This window comes from Thainema salinarum CENA647, from assembly GCF_057732415.1.
Genome location: NZ_JBYJZJ010000022.1, coordinates 4,052,301 through 4,070,437, shown reverse-complemented (window position 1 = coordinate 4,070,437; position 18,137 = coordinate 4,052,301). Strand labels below are relative to the sequence as shown.

General features: G+C 51.4%; 11 protein-coding genes. 7 read left to right on the top strand and 4 right to left on the bottom strand.

The window, feature by feature from the left end; genetic code table 11:
- Positions 1-18: 18 nt before the first annotated feature.
- On the top strand, positions 19-1,119 hold the full coding sequence (gene egtD / locus AC286M_RS24590; RefSeq protein WP_488206901.1) for an L-histidine N(alpha)-methyltransferase: 1,101 nt from the start codon (positions 19-21) through the stop codon (positions 1,117-1,119).
- On the opposite strand, the gene AC286M_RS24585 is transcribed toward egtD, so the two are convergent.
- The 4 genes from AC286M_RS24585 to AC286M_RS24570 form a co-directional block, all read right to left on the bottom strand.
- Positions 1,035-2,909 carry a PAS domain-containing sensor histidine kinase gene (locus AC286M_RS24585; RefSeq protein ID WP_488206900.1) on the bottom strand — a complete coding sequence of 625 codons (1,875 nt, stop codon included), beginning with the start codon at positions 2,907-2,909 and terminating at the stop codon, positions 1,035-1,037. The genes egtD and AC286M_RS24585 overlap by 85 nt on opposite strands.
- 210 nt (positions 2,910-3,119) lie before the next feature.
- The gene (locus AC286M_RS24580) at positions 3,120-4,376 is read right to left on the bottom strand and encodes a PAS domain-containing protein (RefSeq protein WP_488206899.1); all 1,257 of its coding nucleotides are present in this window, start codon (positions 4,374-4,376) and stop codon (positions 3,120-3,122) included.
- A gap of 27 nt (positions 4,377-4,403) precedes the next feature.
- Positions 4,404-5,539 (bottom strand): IS630 family transposase gene (locus AC286M_RS24575; RefSeq protein ID WP_488204529.1). Its coding sequence is split into 2 segments (ribosomal slippage): positions 4,404-5,107 and positions 5,107-5,539, totalling 1,137 coding nucleotides; the frame shifts between segments, so codons are not numbered across the junction.
- A gap of 40 nt (positions 5,540-5,579) precedes the next feature.
- Positions 5,580-7,277, bottom strand: coding sequence for a chemotaxis protein CheB (locus AC286M_RS24570; RefSeq protein WP_488206898.1), 1,698 nt, complete (start codon positions 7,275-7,277; stop codon positions 5,580-5,582).
- 447 nt (positions 7,278-7,724) lie between these two features.
- Here AC286M_RS24570 and gyrA point away from each other — a divergent pair, with 447 nt between their 5' ends.
- The 6 genes from gyrA to AC286M_RS24540 all read left to right on the top strand — a co-directional run bounded on the left by gyrA (position 7,725) and on the right by AC286M_RS24540 (position 18,053).
- Entirely contained in the window at positions 7,725-10,301 is a 2,577-nt protein-coding gene (gene gyrA, locus AC286M_RS24565; RefSeq protein WP_488206897.1) for a DNA gyrase subunit A, read from the top strand.
- A gap of 198 nt (positions 10,302-10,499) precedes the next feature.
- Positions 10,500-12,245, top strand: coding sequence for an apolipoprotein N-acyltransferase (gene lnt / locus AC286M_RS24560; protein ID WP_488206896.1), 1,746 nt, complete (start codon positions 10,500-10,502; stop codon positions 12,243-12,245).
- A 37-nt stretch (positions 12,246-12,282) separates the two neighbouring features.
- The gene (locus AC286M_RS24555; protein WP_488206895.1) at positions 12,283-13,317 is read left to right on the top strand and encodes a glycosyltransferase family 2 protein; all 1,035 of its coding nucleotides are present in this window, start codon (positions 12,283-12,285) and stop codon (positions 13,315-13,317) included.
- A gap of 132 nt (positions 13,318-13,449) precedes the next feature.
- Positions 13,450-14,613, top strand: a complete 1,164-nt coding sequence (locus tag AC286M_RS24550; RefSeq protein WP_488206894.1) for a glycosyltransferase family 4 protein — start codon at positions 13,450-13,452, stop codon at positions 14,611-14,613.
- 202 nt (positions 14,614-14,815) lie between these two features.
- Complete coding sequence (locus AC286M_RS24545; protein WP_488206893.1) at positions 14,816-16,948, top strand: ABC transporter ATP-binding protein; 2,133 nt, start codon at positions 14,816-14,818, stop codon at positions 16,946-16,948.
- Positions 16,949-17,084: 136 nt separating this feature from the next.
- Entirely contained in the window at positions 17,085-18,053 is a 969-nt protein-coding gene (locus AC286M_RS24540) for a glycosyltransferase family 10 domain-containing protein (RefSeq protein ID WP_488206892.1), read from the top strand.
- The last annotated feature ends 84 nt before the right edge of the window (positions 18,054-18,137 follow it).

The window sequence follows — 18,137 nt, the reverse complement described above, 5'->3', positions numbered from 1 at the left end:
ACGATATTCAGAATGAATATGACGCCTTCTTCCGCTGAGCATTCTTCTTTTGCCTTGCCGAATGCTCAAGCGGATATGAGATCGCAACCAGTCGAGGTAGAAACGACAACTGATTCGGCAATTTTGCCTTATCAACAAGGGATTACCATTCGCCACCTGACAGGCTCAACCCAGGAAGCCGATCCAGGGCAGGATGTAATCAGCGGATTGATCCAACAGCCGAAAACGCTGCCAGCCCGATATTTTTATGATGATCGTGGCTCTGAACTATTTGAGCAAATCTGTCAGCTCCCGGAATACTATCTGACTCGCACCGAAACCCAGATTCTCGAGAAATTTGCATCTGATATTGCATACTTGACGGGTGATTGCGAACTCGTTGAACTGGGTAGCGGCAGTTCAACTAAAACTCGACTGCTGCTGGATGCCTACCAAGCGCAGGAAACACCCCTGCACTATGTACCAATTGATGTCAGTGCGGGCATGTTGGAGAAAAGTGCGCGGCAGTTACGGCGCGAATACACCTCTATTCAAGTGCATGGCATTGCGGCCACCTACAACATGGGGCTCGCCAATCTGCAGCCCGCCCACTTACCCGCTCGGCTGCTGATGTTTATTGGCAGCAGCTTGGGGAATTTGAATCCCGCAGAGTGCGATCGCTTTTTGGCTCAAATTGCTAATGCTCTCAATCCTGGTGATTACTTCCTCTTGGGTCTAGACCTACAAAAGCCCAAGGCCATACTGGAAGCGGCCTATAACGACGCGCAGGGCGTAACGGCTGAATTCAACTTAAATATGCTGCGTCACCTCAATCAACGATTTGACGGCGATTTTGACCTTTCTCAATTCAAGCATCAAGCTATTTATAACGACGTTGATCATCAAATTGAGATGTATCTACACAGTTTGACCGATCAGACGGTGCAGCTTCAGGAGCTTGATTTCCAGGTCAAATTTACCCAAGGAGAAGTCATTCGCACCGAAATTTCCCGCAAGTTTGACCCGACAGTCGTTCGCGCCCTTCTCGCCCGACATCATCTCCCTGTAGAAAGGCTATTTACCGATCCGAACAACTGGTTTGGTCTCTTTCTCTGTAACGTCTCGGTTGCGGGTAGATAAACCTGAAACTGACTGCCTATTCCTATCTGGCTAGAGACACAAACAAAACCACCGTAGTCTTTGACGATTTTAGCGGCAGTGGATAGCCCCAACCCAGTTCCCTGACCAGCGGGCTTAGTTGTAAAAAACGGGTCAAAAATGTGGTCAATCAGTTCCGGAGCCATGCCAAATCCCGTATCGGCAATCGTAATGACTACGTAGGAACCCTCATGGGCATTTAGATGAATATGACGATTGGCTTGATCAATCTGAACATTTTGGGCTGAAATTGTAAGTGTGCCTCCATCTAGCATGGCATCACGGGCATTGATGCAAAGATTGATTAGAACCTGATACAGCAATGTTTCATCAGCTAATACCGTCTGTAAATTGTCAGGAATTTCAACCTGTACCACAATCGTACCCGGAATGGTATGCCGAGCAAGTTCTCGTACTTCCTGAATCAGATTGGTTACCTTCAGGACAGAGGGTTTTATTTGATGCTGCCCGGAAAACGCCAAAATTTGCTGAGCCAGTGCTGCACCTCTTGTAGCTGAAACATCGAGGGTGGCTAGTAATCTTCGGCTGGTATTATCAAGCTCTGGTAAACGATCGAGCAAGATTTTGGGGATAGCCAAGATGGGGGCCAAAATATTATTCAGGTCATGGACAATACCACTAGCCAAAACTCCTAAACTGTCTAGTCGCTGAGCTTGAAAAAACTGAGCTTCTAGCTGCTTTTTGGCTGTAATGTCTGTATTGACTATCAACATTTTTTCGGGTTCGCCCGTGTCGTTGTACATCCAGGTTTGACGACTAAAGATGGTGATGGGTTTGCCTGCTTTTGTTTGATGGTGGACTTCTCCCTGCCAATGATCCTCTTGCTTACTGCGGAGCCGATCCAAATCGTTGAAACTACTGTCTTGGCTTGCGCCTGAATCAGTCGGGGCAGATGTGGGTCTTAACAAAACACTACTGTCTTGACCCAATATCTCATCAGTGCTCCAGCCATAGAGCTTTTCGGCTCCTCGGCTCCAAAATATGATGTGGCGTTGCTGATCTTGGACAAAGATAGCGTCAGTCGCAATATCGATTAAAGCCGCCTGGTCGCGCACTGTCTGTTCAACTTGATTGCGTTCGTTGATCTCGCGTTGTAGGCTAGCGTTAGCTTCAGCCAGTTCAGCGGTACGAGCAGCGATTCGATTCTCTAAATCGTCATGTGATGCTTGTAACAACTGCTTCATCTGCTTGCGTTCCGTGATGTCTCGCAGGCACCAAAGAATCATTGTTTCGCCGCTCAGGGATTCTTTTAGAGCGGTTGTAGCAATTTCAACGGTAACAGTGATGGGTTCAGGCGCTCCAGCCTGTTGCGGCTTCAGAGTTAGCTCCCAATTTTGTGGAAGATCAGGATAGGTGAGCCGCTGTTGGAATTCGAGCCGCTCGGCTTTTGCAATGAACACAATCAGGGGTTTGCCAACTAAGCTCTCTTGGGATTGGCCAAATAACGTCGCAGCAGATTGGTTGACGTGGCGTATTTTACCTTTTAGATCGGTGACCAAATAGCCATCTGGGGCAAGTTCAAATAAGGTGTGATAGCGTTGTTTTTCGACTTCAACTTTGTAGCGAGTGGCGATTAGGAGCTGATTTTGATGGTGTAACTCTTCGTCTGCTGTTTGCAACTCTTCCAGAACAAAATAGAGTTCTTTAAGTGCTTCTTCGAGCAAATCTGTATGAACAGGAACGGCGGTGGCCTGCTCACGCAGTACTAAAGCTCGCTGGTAGACAGCTTTGATCTGCTGAGAAATGTTCATCAATAAGCCCTTTCTGAATGAAGATCAGGCAGTCGGCAGTTGATTACCAGCAACCTAAGTATTGCTTGAAAACATTCTTAATATAATTTCATTATCGCAAACAAGTTCATGCCGCTTTCATCGGTCATAAAAAGCTCAATATGACCACATCCTACCCTATGGGTGTAGTGCCACATTGATTATAAATCGCTGGCGCGATCGCAGATTTCTTCATTGGATTTCTTCAATCGCTAGCAAAATTAAATCGTCGCCATCCGGGCGAACCATCTTGCGGGCATTCAGCCGCATGTGTTTGCGGCCAATAGTTTCAAAATCGTGAGTCACTTCAAAATCACTGATCTGCAAGTTTTGGGGCAGCAGATCATGCAACAGCGATCGCAGTTGGGGAATATCCCACTGACCGTTGCCTAAGTCGAAAATCAATCGCTGTTCTGTATCGTTGGAGCTAACTTGAAACACCTGATAAAACTGGTGGTTAGCCATGATCACGCTCAAATTAGCATCCAGTACGACCAACGGTTCCCGCACAGTCTGCACAATCGCATTGGTAAAGTCTCGCTCCTGGCGGATCTGTTCCGTGCTGCGCTTCAGATTATTAATATCAACCAGCACGACAACGGCTCCATCAATGCGATTATCGAGGGTACGATAGGGGCGAATTCGCAGGTCGTACCAGCGACCTTCCTCATCCTGTATATCTTGAGCCGTCTGCTCCAGCGTGTTAATCACGTTCAGAATTTGCGCCTCCAAATCATTAATTCTGAGCCGATGATTAATGTTGCTGAGCGGTCGCCCAATATCGCTGGGAATCAGATTAAACAGCGTGGCGGCGGTGGGAGTAAAGCGACGGATTCGCAAATCGCCCTCTAGCATCAGAATCGGGATATTAATACTGCTGAGCAGGTTTTGAAAGTCGTCGCTGATGCGCGTCGTTTCAGCATTGCGGCGGAACAGCTCATCATTGATGGTGCTGAGTTCTTCATTGGTGGCCTGAATTTCTTCCTTGGCGGTTTGCAGTTCTTCGTTGGTGCTTTGCAGTTCCTCGTTGCTGGAGAGAATTTCTTCATTCGCGGCGCGTAGATCCTGATTGGTTGCTTCCTGTTCTTGAATAATCGACTGCAAATGCGATCGCGTGGCTTCTAGATCTTGCTGGAGATGCTGAATTTGCTGACGGTATTGGCTGGTTTCTCGTCCGTCGTCCGAATCTTCATTGGCGGAGGCCAGCTGATTGCCATCGTCAATCGGTTCTGTCTCCGCGATTGAAGGATCGGTTGATAACTCTTTGAATAAGATAAGGTAATAATCATCGTCCGCTATGCCCAGGCTGAATGGCACCACCTCAATTCGGATCGGGTAAGTGCGATCGCGTTCTCTCAGCCAAACAGGTTTTCGATAAACAGCTTGTCCAGACTGTCGAGCCTGGTGAATGGCCGTCCGCAAATCTAGCCGTAACTCTTCCTTGGCCATACTCAGCAGATTGAGGCTAGTGGTTAGTCAAGAATTAATTGACGGGTAAAGTCGTTTCAACTTAATGCGTGCGTCCTCGGTGGTGAAGCGCCAATCAATCCACGTTTGCTGCTGATTGCGGGTCTCTACCCAGGCTGAAACTTCACGTTGCAGGGGTTCAAATTCAGCGATGCGTCGGTCTAAACATTGACGAGCCAGAATGCTCAACTCAATCTCGGCCATATTCAACCAACTGCCGTGCTTAGGGGTATAGCAAAATTCCAGGCGATTGAGAATGCGACGCGCCTCGGCCGGTTCAAAGGCTTTGTAGAGAGAGGCGGGTGTATGGGTGTTGAGATTGTCTTGCACCACCGTGATGAGCAGGGCATCGGGATAATGCAGATCGACAACATCTTTGAGCAAATGAGCATAATCAACAGCGGTGCGCTGTCGCGTCACCTCAACGTGTCGCCACCCCGCTATCGGTTCACATAACATGAATAGATTGGCGGTGCCGTTGCGCTCATATTGAAAATCCTGTCGCTGTGGCTGTCCCGGTTGTGCCGGCACTGGTGCGACGGTTTCTTTGACGAGCTGTTTCATCGCTTCGTCAAGGCAGATGATGGGGAAGTCAGGGTGATAGCGGCGCTGGTAAACTTCCAGCACGGATTCCATTTGGCAGACAAATTCGGCATTCTGTTCTGGCGGAATTACCCAGCAGTCTTGTTTCCAAGGCTGTAATTCGTTTTTTTCAGCGTTTGCCGAATGGTTTCATGACTCACGCTCTCAACATGGCCGAGTTGCACCATGTGACTTGCCAGCAAGCGCAATGTCCACCGTGCCTGACCCGCCGGAGCCTCACTACAGACCAAGGCAATCAAATGGGCTTCTTGTTCGCCATTCAAGCAGCTTGGTTTGCGTCCACCCCCGGTGCGTCGCACTAATGATGCCTCCAGCCCGAACTCCACAAAGCGACGGCGGACGCGTTCGACCGTGCGAACCCCGACGTCGAGGGCCGTCGCAATCGCCTGATCTGACCAACTGCCGTTGGGTTGATTGCAGTCGGCTTTGAGCAGAATGCGCGCACGGGTAATGTGATCCGCCGCGCGACGGCCCGTTGTCGCGAACTGTTCTAAGTAAGTCCGTTCTTCAGCACTCAAATCCACGATGTATTTCTTGACCATGACCGAAAGTAAGAGGTGTTTTTCTTACTTTAGCTGGCCGTCATCTATTTGTTGACGCACCACTAGCCCGCCCCGGAGAGGGTTGTAGATAGGCTCCGGTTTGCCCCCGAAATTGCAAAATATCAAGATGGCTATTAATCAACACACCAACGGGGCCATAGCGACTAATCACAATTTGATCCGCTATGCCGTAGAGATCCACATTGGTTATAACTTCAGGGGGAATGGTGGGTCGTGGTGCAGAAAAATCAGCAGTATAGCTAGCAGAACTAAAGTCTAGATTGAGTCGCAGTGCCGAAAGCTGCTTAGTGTAAAGCTTATATTTAACATCAATGAGTGAGAACAAGTCAGTGAACTCTCCCACGGTTTCGGACGATCCCAGCAGCAAAAAGCCATTGGGCTTGAGTCCATAGTGAAACATGGGCAGGACTTTACGCTGGAGCGTCATCCCAAAGTAAATTAAAACGTTGCGGCAACTGATCATATCCAGTTGCGAAAAGGGTGGATCACCAATCAGGTTTTGTCGCGCAAAAATGCATAGCTCCCGCACCGTTTTGCTGATTTGATAGCCACCGCGCAGCGGCGAAAAAAAGCGCTGTAGCCGCTCGGGCGAAACTGCTGCGACTTGAGCCGCAGAATACCAGCCCAGTCGAGCTGTCTCAATCGCTCGTTCATTCACATCAGTCGCAAAGATTTGAATCGGCAAACCAAAGGGATGATAGGTCAAATACTCCAACAAACAAATCGCGATGGAGTAGGCTTCTTCACCTGTCGAGCAGCCAGCCACCCAAATGCGAATTGGCTGGTCGCGGTTGCGATCGCGCAATAAAGCTGGAAAAACATCTCTGGCTAGCGCCTCAAACACCTCTGAATCGCGGAAAAAGCTAGTGACGCTAATCAGTATTTCCTGATAAAGTGCCTGCACCTCTGCCGGATTATCTTGCAGGTAGAGGTGGTAACTTTCTAACGTTTCCAGATGGTGCAGCGCCATCCGACGAAAGATCCGGCGCTTCAGCGTTGTGGGCTTATATAGCGAAAAATCGACTTTGGTTGTGCGCTTGACTAAGGCCAAAATGTCGGCCAGCGTATCCTGCGCTCCAGCCGTGCTGTCCACGGATTCGACGGATTCGGTCGAACTGAGATGGCTGACATAGGGATGCTGACTAATATTAATCAAGGTTTGAGCGATTTCCGCCGGGGGTTGAATGAAATCAACTTGCCCAGTTGCGATCGCAGTATGGGGCATACTGTTGAACCGAGCCGACGACTCTAACTGAGCAAACGTAATGCCTCCTGCTGCTTTAATCGCCTCTAAACCCAATGTGCCATCTGCATCCGCACCCGATAACACCACCCCAATCGCTTTATTTCCCCGTTCTGTTGCCAATGAATTGAAAAATGTATCGATCACCTGGATGTGTCTATGGGACTGTGGACGAGGCTGAATGTGCAAACAGCCATCCGCAATCGTCAGAACGGTGTTAGACGGAATCACATAGACCTGATTTGGCTCTACCGTCATGCCATCCTGTATTTCCCGCACGGGCATTGTGGTCGTGCGACTTATAATTTCACTGAGCAAACTGGGCTGATCGGGATCAAGATGCTGCACCAGCACAAAGGCCATTCCCGTATCGGTTGGTAGATGACTCAGCAGTTGCGTAAAGGCTTCCAATCCTCCCGCTGAGGCACCTATTCCCACGATTGGAAAGGATCTATTCGTTTGATCTTGAACCACTCTGTTAGTTTCCTGAAAAGATATGAGCTTCGCAGCTTTGCATAGTGAAATCCTCTCAATTGTAAAGCTAGGACTCTGATGAAACCGCAGTGTTAGTGTTTGTGCAACATTAACAACCGCCATCATTTATCAACGTTGGAGCAGGCAAAAGTAGCAGTTGTTGGCGCTCATGCTGCCTAAATGAAGGTGGATTAACGTGAGATACCCGCCAACTTCTTTTCAAACCATGAGTGGGGCGAGGTTTGATCAAGGTCAGTTCTAGGATTTTTCTAGAATTTCGCCTCCTACCTCTCGCTTGACCTCCCAGACCCCAACTTTTAGGAAATATGTTAAAATTGAATACGCTGAAACAACGAATTTTCAACGTTTTCAGGCCAATGCAGTAAGCAATTTTGTCTTACTGCGTTTTCGCTACTAAAAGCTTAATTTTTTGAGGTTTTTTTCTGTATGAGTACTCCTCAAGAGCGGATTGTTCCGACCGATTTGCGGAACGAAATGTCTCGATCCTACTTGGAATACGCGATGAGCGTAATTGTGGGGCGAGCATTACCAGACGCGAGGGATGGACTGAAGCCTGTGCATCGCCGCATTTTATACGCAATGCACGAGTTGGGCTTAACCGCAGACCGCCCCTTCCGGAAATGCGCTCGTGTGGTTGGGGAAGTACTAGGTAAATATCATCCCCACGGTGACACTGCCGTCTATGACGCACTGGTGCGGATGGCGCAAAGCTTTTCCATGCGGGCACCACTGATTAATGGTCACGGCAACTTTGGCTCAGTAGACAACGACCCGCCAGCGGCTATGCGATACACCGAGTGTCGCCTGCAAGCGCTGACGAGCGATACGCTGCTGCAAGACATCGAAGCAGACACAGTCGATTTTGCCGATAACTTCGATGGTTCACAGCAAGAACCGATTGTTTTACCTTCTCGGTTGCCGCAGCTTTTGCTTAACGGTTCCTCTGGAATTGCCGTCGGCATGGCCACCAATATTCCACCGCACAACCTGGGTGAGCTGATCGACGGGGTAATTGCGCTGATTCACAATCCCGACATTACCGTGCGGGAACTGATTCTGAATCACATTTCTGGCCCCGACTTTCCTACAGGCGGCCAGATTTTGGGCACTAGCGGTATCCGTGAGGCGTATGAAACAGGGCGTGGTTCCGTCACCATGCGCGGCGTTGCTGAAATTGAAACGGTGGAGCAGCGAGGTCGTCCAGATCGAGAAGCGATTATTATCACCGAACTGCCCTACCAAACCAACAAGGCAGCCCTGATTGAAAGAATCGCTGAAATGGTCAACGAGCGCCGGATTGATGGCATCGCTGACATTCGCGATGAAAGCGATCGCGACGGTATGCGGATTGTGATTGAGCTGAAGCGTGATGCCTATCCGCGCGTCGTGCTGAACAATCTCTACAAGCAGACGCCGCTGCAAAATAACTTCGGCGTCAACATGCTGGCGCTGGTGGATGGTGAACCCCAGATTTTGGATTTGAAATCCATGCTGGAGGTCTTCCTCAACTTCCGGATCGAGACGATTACGCGCCGGACGCAGTACCAGCTTCGCAAGGCGGAAGAGCGCGATCATCTGTTGCAGGGTTACTTGATTGCCCTCGACAATCTTGATCCGATTATCAACCTGATTCGCCATGCGGCAGATGCACCAACGGCAAAGCAAGAGCTGATAGATACCTATGGATTGTCTGCTCAGCAGTCTGATGCGATTCTGCAAATGCAGTTGCGTCGTCTTACCGCTCTGGAAACTGAAAAAATCCTCAAAGAGCACGAAGAACTGCTGGCTCAAATCACTGACCTGCGAGATATTCTGGAACGCCGCGAGCGGATTCTGGAAATTATTGAACAAGAGCTGGTGGCCATTCGTACCGCCCACGCGAATCCTCGTCGCACGGTGATTGAGCAGGCTGAAGGTGAGCTGACGGATATTTCCCTGATTGCCAATGAGCAAGTCCTGATTCTGCTGACGGAGCAGGGCTACATGAAGCGGATGTTGGTCAGCAGCTTTGAGGCGCAGAATCGGGCTACGCGAGGTAAAGCCGGAGCCAAGATGAAGGAGGATGATGCGATTCAGCATTTCCTCACCTGCTGCACCCACGACAGCATTCTGTTCTTTAGCGATCGCGGTGTGGCCTACTGTCTCCCCGCCTATCAAATTCCGGTGGCCTCGCGCACGGCACGAGGGATGCCAATTGTGCAAATGCTGCCGATTCCCCGCGAGGAGAAAATCACCTCGATTATTCCCGTCAGTGAGTTTGCCGATGATGAATATTTGGTGATGCTGACTCAGGGTGGCTACGTCAAGAAGACGGCGCTGTCGGCCTTTAGCAATATTCGCGCCAACGGCCTGATTGCTATTTCTCTGGAAGAAGGCGACGAACTGCGCTGGGTGCGGCGGGCTCGTTCGGAAGACAGCATCCTGATTGGTTCCCATAAGGGCATGACGATTCACTTCAAGGCCGACGGCACCCAACTCCGGCCATTGGGCCGACCGACGCGGGGCGTCAAGGCTATGAACCTGAAGGATGGCGACCAGCTGATTAGCATGGACGTGCTGCCCTCGCAGGTGGTGGAGCAGGTAGTTGCTAATACCAATGCGAATCCTGATGCTGAAACTGATGAGAACGAAGCCGAGGATTTAGACACCGCTTCGCCCCAGAATCAGGGGCCGTGGGTACTGGTGGTGACTACAGGTGGACAAGGTAAGCGCGTTCCCGTTTCCCGTTTCCGGCTGCAAAATCGGGCAGGTATGGGTTTAGTTTCCATTAAGTTCCGCAAGAAGAGCGATCGCTTAGCGGCACTGCGGATTGTCGGGGACGATGATGAGCTGATGATGGTGACGACTCGTGGGATTATCATTCGTCAGTTGGTCAACGCGATTCCGATTCAATCCCGCATGGCAACCGGAGTTCGGGTGCAGCGGCTCGATGACGATGATGCGATCGCAGCTGTTGCACTGGTGCCACCCGTCGATGGCGCTGACGAAGAGGGCGAGGAATAAGCACAAGCGTTCCGTCTAGGATGAGCAAGGGGCAACCGCCCCTTCTTTTTTGCTTATTTGGGTAAGGAGTGAAGAGTGAGGAGTGAGGAGTTAAGACGTGATATTGAAAATCTTTTACAGCCTTTATAGCCCCTTTACCCTCTCACGCCTCACGCCTCACGCCTCACTTTTCCAAATCTTGCTGCCACCGTTTAGAAGATGAAGCGATCGATTCCGCGTGTTGTTTCTAGTTTGGGGTTAGGGCTGCTCAGCGGCGTGCTGATGGGGATTACGCCTGCTCCAGTTGGTGCTTGGCCGCTGGCTTGGGTCGCCGTTATTCCCCTCTGGCTCTGGCTGCGACTATCCCTAAATCCTCAGACACCCCTACAAAAAAAGTGGCTGGAATTTGCGATTGGCTGGAGTATGGGCTATAACGGCTTGGCTCTCTTTTGGATCACTCATCTGCACCCGTTAACTTGGCTCGGTGTACCGTGGTTAGCCAGTCTTGCGATCGCAACTGGATGTTGGCTGTTTATCATCTTCTGGGGTGCGGTTATGATGGCAGCTTGGGCTACTGTAACCCGCTGGCTATGGCAGAGTTTAGAACCCGATCAGCGCTCACAGCCCTCGTTCGGAGCCACGCCCTTGAACGGCAAAAGCCAATCACTCAGGGATTTTATTCTCAATCGACCCGCCATTGCATCAGGTTTGCGAGTGTTGTTTGGGACGGCAATCTGGTGCGGATTAGAGTTTCTCTGGCGACTGGGGCCACTCTACTGGACATCGCTGTCGTATACCCAAAGCCCGCATAACTTGGCGATTTTGCATTTGGGGCGACTGTCCGGCGCATTTACAATCACGGCAGTCATTGTGGCCGTGAATGGGCTGATTGCCGAAGCGCTGCTGGCATGGCCAAGATTTGGAAAATTTAGATTCAACCGCGATCGCACTCCCCTTCCTCCCTCCTACCCTCCCTCCCAATCTCCCAAACTCCTCCTCACCGCTCTGACCGTTCTAATCAGCACCCATCTCCTCGGCTGGGGCATCTGGCAATCTTCACCGGCGGACAGTCCTGACCAAGCGTTGCGCGTAGGTATTGTACAGGGCAATATTCCCAACGAGGTAAAGCTCGATGCCCAAGGGTTGCGACTGGCCCAGCAGCGCTATACCGCCGGATACGAACAGCTTGTCAATCAGGGCGTAGACGTGGTGCTGACGCCGGAAGGGGCGATTCCCTTTGTCTGGGGCAATGTGCTGAAGCGCAGTCCAATCTACCGTGCGATCGCAGATTATCAGGTTCCCATCTGGCTAGGGACGTTTATGCCCGTACCCTATCCCAATCCGGCACCGCTGCCTTCACACATCACCCAGAGTTTGATTACGCTGACGGGCACTGAGGCTGACCCGCTGAGTCGCTACAACAAGATCAAGCTGGTGCCGCTGGGCGAATATTTGCCGTTTGAGTCCGTCTTGGGTTCTGTGATCAATCGGCTGACTTCACTAGATTTCAGTATGGTACCGGGGGATACTGAGCAGATCTTTGACACGCCGTTTGGCCGAGCGGCGGTGGGAATTTGCTACGAGTCCGCCTTTGGTGACTGGTTTCGCGTGCAGGTGGCGCGGGGGGCCGAGTTTATCCTAACGGCTTCCAACAACGACCCCTATCCCCGCTCCATGATGATGCAGCACCATGCCCAAGACGTGATGCGCTCAATTGAGAATGACCGCTGGGCCGCTCGGGCAACGAATACGGGTTTATCAGCAGTGGTGAATTCCCACGGTCAAACACTGTGGATGGCGGAGCATAATGCCTATCAAATCCACGCCGCGACGATTTATCAGCGGCAAACCCGTCCGCCCTACGTCCGCTGGGGCGACTGGCTGACGCCGCTGCTGCTAATTAGCTCCGGCGCAACCTATTTCGCTATCCGATGGTCGCATCGACAGCATTCTAGGGAACTATAAGTCTGATTCAAGGTGAATTCGGCTTAATCTTACCCCCATGCTGCCAACCGTCTCGATTATTGTGAACTGCTACAACCAAGAGCACTGTCTAGAACGCTCTGTCCGCAGTGTCTTGGAGCAAACTTTCACCGATTTGGAATGCATTATTGTCGATGATGGCTCAACCGACGGCACGGCCCAGGTGGCTGAACGATTGGTCGCTGCCGATAGTCGGGTGCGCTTCTGTCCCAAGCCCAATGGGGGACTGCCTGCTGCGCGCAACTACGGCATTCAGCAGGCGCGGGGCGAATGGATTCAGTGCCTAGATGGCGATGATTGGATCGACCCCGACAAAACCCGCTTCCAGTTAGATCACTTTACTCAACTCCAGCAGTCACCTCAGAACGTGGTGCTGTACTGCGATTATCAGCGGGTTTATCTGGAGCCGGATAATTCAATCGCCGAGCACCAGGATCATGTGATTGGGCCATTGACGACTGAGCAGCTAATTCCGCGACTGCTCACCCCCGATTTTTTGACCAATACGCCGCATCCCGCTCTGCAACAGGCGATGCTGATGCATCGCAGCGTGGTTGAACAGCATTCCTTTCCCGAACAGTTGAAGGCTCTGGGCGATCGCTTTTTTGCGGTTGATATCTTGGCCCAAGGAGCACAGTTTATCTACACACCGATGGTGGGAGCCTTTTATACTAAGCATCGGCGCAACCGCACCAACAAATGGCCCTACATGCGGGACTACTACATTCTGTTTTACGAAACCGTTCATGCTCACTATCCTGAACGGATGCCGCAGTGCCACGCGGGCATGAGTATGCTGCTCGACGAAGCCATCCGCGAAGATCATCGCGACGATTTGCAGCGCCTGCGCCGGATTGCCGCCTATCCCTTACATTTACTGGACGGCACGTTGCGAATTGACAATGGCATGTTGCTCAACCTATTTCGTGCCCTGCGGCTCAGCCTGCCGCGATTTATGTTTTATAAGAAATATCGAGGACCGCGATCGCAAAAGGTGTTTCAGATTCTGCATCGATTGTGGCCATTATCCAATCCATCCTCATCGAACGGTTAGTCGTTAATGGTTGATAGTTGTTGGTTAATGGCTAATGGTTCGTGGTTAATGGTTAATGGTTCGTGGTTAATGGTTAATAGGCTAACTGTGTTTGGCGTTTGAATGTCCCCTTTGTTGCTCCCAAAGATTGCCATGAATGGTCGAGTTTCGGTGATTGTTAGCGATTTATCGGGTGGAGGCGCGGTGCGGGCGTTTCTCCTGGGTCAGGTTTTGCACAAGCTGGATTATTCTGTTCAGATTATTGGCTTTCAGTTTGGGGCCGAACTCTATGCCCAGCCGCCGCAGGGAATGGAAGTGGTAGCGATTCCGGGTGCAACCTATCCCAAGTTTTGGTCGGCGGTGCGGGAGTTGCGATCGCAACTGGATGGCGACATTCTGTATGCGGTAAAGCCGAAGCCGACCAGCTTTGGAGTGGCGCTGCTGGAAAAGTTGAGGGTTGATCGCCGTCCGGTTTTGCTGGATATGGACGATTGGGAAATGAGCTGGCATGGTGGCGATGCGTGGCGCTATCGACCGTCGCTCAAGCAGTTTGGCCGCGATGTGTTGAAACCAGGGGGAGAGCTGAGAGATCCGGATCATCCCCTCTACGTCCGCTGGTCGGAACATCTGGTGCGGTTTGCCGATGCAGTGACGATTGACACTGAGTTTTTGCAGCAGCGGTTTGGTGGGGTGTATCTGCCCAACGGTAAGGATACGGATTTATTTGATCCGACTCCCTACGACGCAGAGCAAAGTCGGCAAAAGTATGGCTTGGCGGATTATCGCGTCTTAATGTTTCCCGGTGCGCCGCGTCCCCATAAGGGTGTGGAAGATGTGCTGATGGCGCTGGATCAGCTCGACGACCCGAAAATGCGCTTGGTAATCGTCGGCGGTAGTCCCTATGACGACTACGACGATCGCCTGATCGAACAGTGGGGTCGCTGGATTATTAAACTGCCCCGCGCACCCGTGGAGCAAATGCCGAAAGTCCTAGCGGCTGCCCATGTGGTGGTAGTGCCGCAGCGAGATACGCTGACGGCCCAAGCTCAGTTTCCACTCAAGCTCACAGACGGCATGGCTATGGCAAAACCCGTGTTATCTACCCGCGTGGGCGACATTCCAACTATCCTGGCCGATCAGGCTGGATACCTGGTCGATCCCGGTCACCCAGAGCAAATTGCGGAACAGTTACAGGTCATCTTTAACAACTTTGCAGAGGCAGAAGCTAGGGGACAGCGGGCTCGCGAAAAGTGTGTCCAGCATTACAGTGTTCAGACGATGGCCAACACGCTATTCAAGGTAATATCAGCCCTATAGCGAATTTGAACAGCCCAAATGGGTATGTTGAGTTGGGTGTGTTCAAACTATTTCACTTCTCAAATTGCTTATCATTCTCGCATCTGACCGATTTAGAACAGAAAGCGGTTGTATGGATCACTGCATGGCAGAGGCCCAATCGTTCTTCTAAGTTTGGTGCAAGATGTAAAACTGCTAGACTCATTGCTTCAGGACAGATTCTATGAACTCCAATCGGCTCCTGCTTCAAATCTCCAAGCGCTATCCCATTCTGATTGTCTGTAAAGTACTGCTGGGTTTGTCTGGAGCATTGTTCAACGGGGTCAGCACAGCGCTGATTGCCCCAGTGCTGCTGGATTTTTTAGGACAGCCAGTCAACACCAAAGCGTTTCCCCCAGTTATCCAAAACTTGTTTGAACCGTTTGAGGATATTCCGAATCCTTATCGGCTACTGGCCATGATTAGCGCGATCGTGCTAGCCATTGTGCTGAAAAACGCCACGGGTTATCTGGGGTCACTGGTGTCGGGTATCTTGGCTCGTCGTCTGACGCGGGATTTACGGGAAGACGGACTTGATCTGCTGCTGACGGTGGATCTAGATTTCTTTGCCAAGATGCGGATTGGTGACTTGATTAACCGCCTCAATAATGAGGTGAATCGTGCGGCGGGAGCCGTCAACACCAGTCTGCGAATGGTGGAAGCCGGACTGACGATTCTAGTTTTCATTGCACTGCTGTTGTCAATTTCTTGGAAGCTGACGATTGCATCGACGCTGCTGCTGGGCTTTGTGGCTTGGGTAAATCAGCAGTTGATTCATCGAGCCAAGTATTTTGGCCAAATGCTGTCGTCCACCTCACGGGATTATTCGATTCGGGTGCTGGAAGCGCTAAACGGCATGCGGCTGATTCGGGCGGTGGGGAGCGAGGAGCGAGAATTTAAGCTGCTGAAACAGCTAATTCGCGATCGCGAGTCGATGAGCTTTAAATCGCAGATGAACTCATCGGCAGTCAGTCCTCTCAGTGAAGTTGCTGGAATTATTGCGCTACTGACGATTGTGGGGCTGGGGCGACTGTTCTTTGCCGAGGAACTGGAAGCGCTATCAACCGTTCTGCTGACCTACTTGTTTTTGCTGTTTCGCCTGCTGCCGGTGGTGTCCCAGATCAATGCCGCTCGTAACCAGTTTGCCAACAGTGCTGCCAGTGTAGAGATTGTGCATGACTTCCTACGGCGTGATAACAAGCCCTTTATGGCCGACGGCACCCGGCCCTATACTGGGCTAAAGCAGGGCATTCGGTTCAATCAGCTCAGCTTTGCCTATCCTGGTCACAATGATTTAGTGCTAAAAGATGTCACGCTCAATTTGCCGAAAGGGACATCACTTGCGCTGGTCGGTTCATCTGGTGCAGGCAAATCGACTCTAGCAGATCTGCTACCGCGCTTTTATGATCCGCTGGCGGGCTCGATTGAAATCGACGGCTGCGATCTGCGGGAGTTTGACCTGAAAAGCTTCCGGCGCGAAGTCGGCATTGTCAGTCAGGATACGTTTCTGTTCAACGATACGATCCGCAACAACATTGCCTATGCTCGACTGGATGCCACCGACGAGGAGGTGTTTCTAGCGGCGAAGCGAGCCAATGCCCACGAGTTTATTCAGGATCTGCCGCATGGGTTCGAGACGATGATTGGCGATCGCGGCGTTATGCTCTCGGGTGGCCAGCGGCAGCGACTTGCGATCGCACGGGCTCTGCTGCAAAATCCAGAAATCCTAATTTTAGATGAAGCCACCAGTGCGCTAGATACGGTATCGGAACGGCTGGTGCAACAGGCCCTGGATGAACTGAGCCGCGATCGCACTATCTTGGTGATTGCTCACCGCCTTTCAACCATTCAAAATGCCGACCAAATTGCCGTGCTAGATCGCGGACGGGTCGTTGAAGTAGGCACCCATAGTGAACTGTTGGAAAAAGGCGATTACTACGCGCGGCTGCATGCCATGCAGTTTTCTGATACGCCTGAACCGGGGATATCAGCAGGGCGTCAGGCCATGATTACTCGCTTGTCCTACGATATCCGTACCCATTTAACGGCTCTACTGGGCGTGCTGCAAATGCAAGTGGATGGTTTGGTTTCCGATTCCAAAGAGCAGATGGAGCTGAACCGAGAAGCCTATCAGTCTGCGGCGGATTTACTCAAACTGGTTGAACTGATCGAGCGCAATCGGCTATCTCCCATGCCGCCACCGCCCTGTATCTGCGATGAGCACAACCCTTCGACCGATCAGCCAACGAATCCAAATTCAGCATCTCAAGCGATCGATCCAGACACTCATCGGATGGCAGAACAAACCGTCGAATAAAGTCAGGGCAACAATGGGGTGAACCGTTCAGGTCGGTTCATTAAGCTTTCAACATCCATGACCGTGACTGTGCCGCCACTTTTGGGCACGTTAAAGACAGCATGTAACCGTCGTTATCTCTAACAGGAATCACACTATGACGCGAGCCACGGTTGGCATGATTACGAGCTATAGCGGCATTCGTTCCCAGGATGCGAGCTGGCTGTGGCATCAAACGCCGTATCCCTTGGGGCAGTGGGGCAACATTCAACTGATTGCCAATGCGCCACAGCCGGATTATTTGCTGATGTATCAAGTCAAATTTGCGGCAGATAATTCGCAACCCTCTTGGCGCGATCGCATTAAATTTTGGCAGTCTACCCAGCAGTCTAAGGACACGTTTGATCCGGCTATGCTGCGCGGCGTACCGAAGGAGCGCACGATGTATCTGCTGCGTGAACCACCTTTAGATGAAGTGGTCGAGAAGCATAAGCGGTTTTATGCCGAAGCCCAAACCTACTGCGGCTACGTTTCTGGGCCAGATGATTTTGCGCCCGTGCCCGACTACATGCCTGCCATCTGGTATGTCCTCAATCCGTTCCGCGAACTGGATGAAATGCCGCCGCCGCCGAAGATCAAGCCCTGTAGCTGGATTACGTCCGGGATTGACCGCTCCGAAAATCACCGTCATCGGCTCGCTTTCCTACAGCTACTGCGAGACAGCAATCTGGAATTCGACCTCTATGGACGCGATCTACCCGCCTGGTCAAAACCCGTCGGTGAACTGGGCAACAAATGGTACGGCATGGCTCCCTACTATTACAACCTGTCGATTGAAAACTACGCCGATAACAATTGGTACGTCAGCGAAAAGCTCTGGGATGCTCTGCTGTCCTGGTGTTTACCCATCTACTACGGCGGAGCGGCTGCGGACAAACTCCTGCCCCCCGGCAGCTTTCTCCGCTTACCGAGTCTGGATGAAAAAGGACTTGCCTACATTCAAGACATCACTACCACCCCCGATGCCTGGTACGAAGCCAAAGATGCGATCGCAGAAGCCCGTCAAATTATCCTGCACAAGCTCAACTTGGTGAACTGGCTCTCAGAGTTTGTCGCCAATCATTGAGGTAAATGGGTGGATGGGTAGATGGCCCCTACCTTATCTTTACCTTGACGACCTCATAAAAATAAATTGGTGCGTTACGGCTAG

What these genes read in the sequence shown, in the direction of transcription:
- AC286M_RS24555 (WP_488206895.1), top strand. Translation starts at nt 12,283, where the DNA reads ATGCTGCCAACCGTCTCGATTATTGTGAACTGCTACAACCAAGAGCAC.
- AC286M_RS24585 (WP_488206900.1), bottom strand. Translation starts at nt 2,909, where the DNA reads ATGAACATTTCTCAGCAGATCAAAGCTGTCTACCAGCGAGCTTTAGTA.
- AC286M_RS24550 (WP_488206894.1), top strand. Translation starts at nt 13,450, where the DNA reads ATGAATGGTCGAGTTTCGGTGATTGTTAGCGATTTATCGGGTGGAGGC.
- egtD (WP_488206901.1), top strand. Translation starts at nt 19, where the DNA reads ATGACGCCTTCTTCCGCTGAGCATTCTTCTTTTGCCTTGCCGAATGCT.
- AC286M_RS24580 (WP_488206899.1), bottom strand. Translation starts at nt 4,376, where the DNA reads ATGGCCAAGGAAGAGTTACGGCTAGATTTGCGGACGGCCATTCACCAG.
- AC286M_RS24540 (WP_488206892.1), top strand. Translation starts at nt 17,085, where the DNA reads ATGACGCGAGCCACGGTTGGCATGATTACGAGCTATAGCGGCATTCGT.
- gyrA (WP_488206897.1), top strand. Translation starts at nt 7,725, where the DNA reads ATGAGTACTCCTCAAGAGCGGATTGTTCCGACCGATTTGCGGAACGAA.
- AC286M_RS24545 (WP_488206893.1), top strand. Translation starts at nt 14,816, where the DNA reads ATGAACTCCAATCGGCTCCTGCTTCAAATCTCCAAGCGCTATCCCATT.
- lnt (WP_488206896.1), top strand. Translation starts at nt 10,500, where the DNA reads ATGAAGCGATCGATTCCGCGTGTTGTTTCTAGTTTGGGGTTAGGGCTG.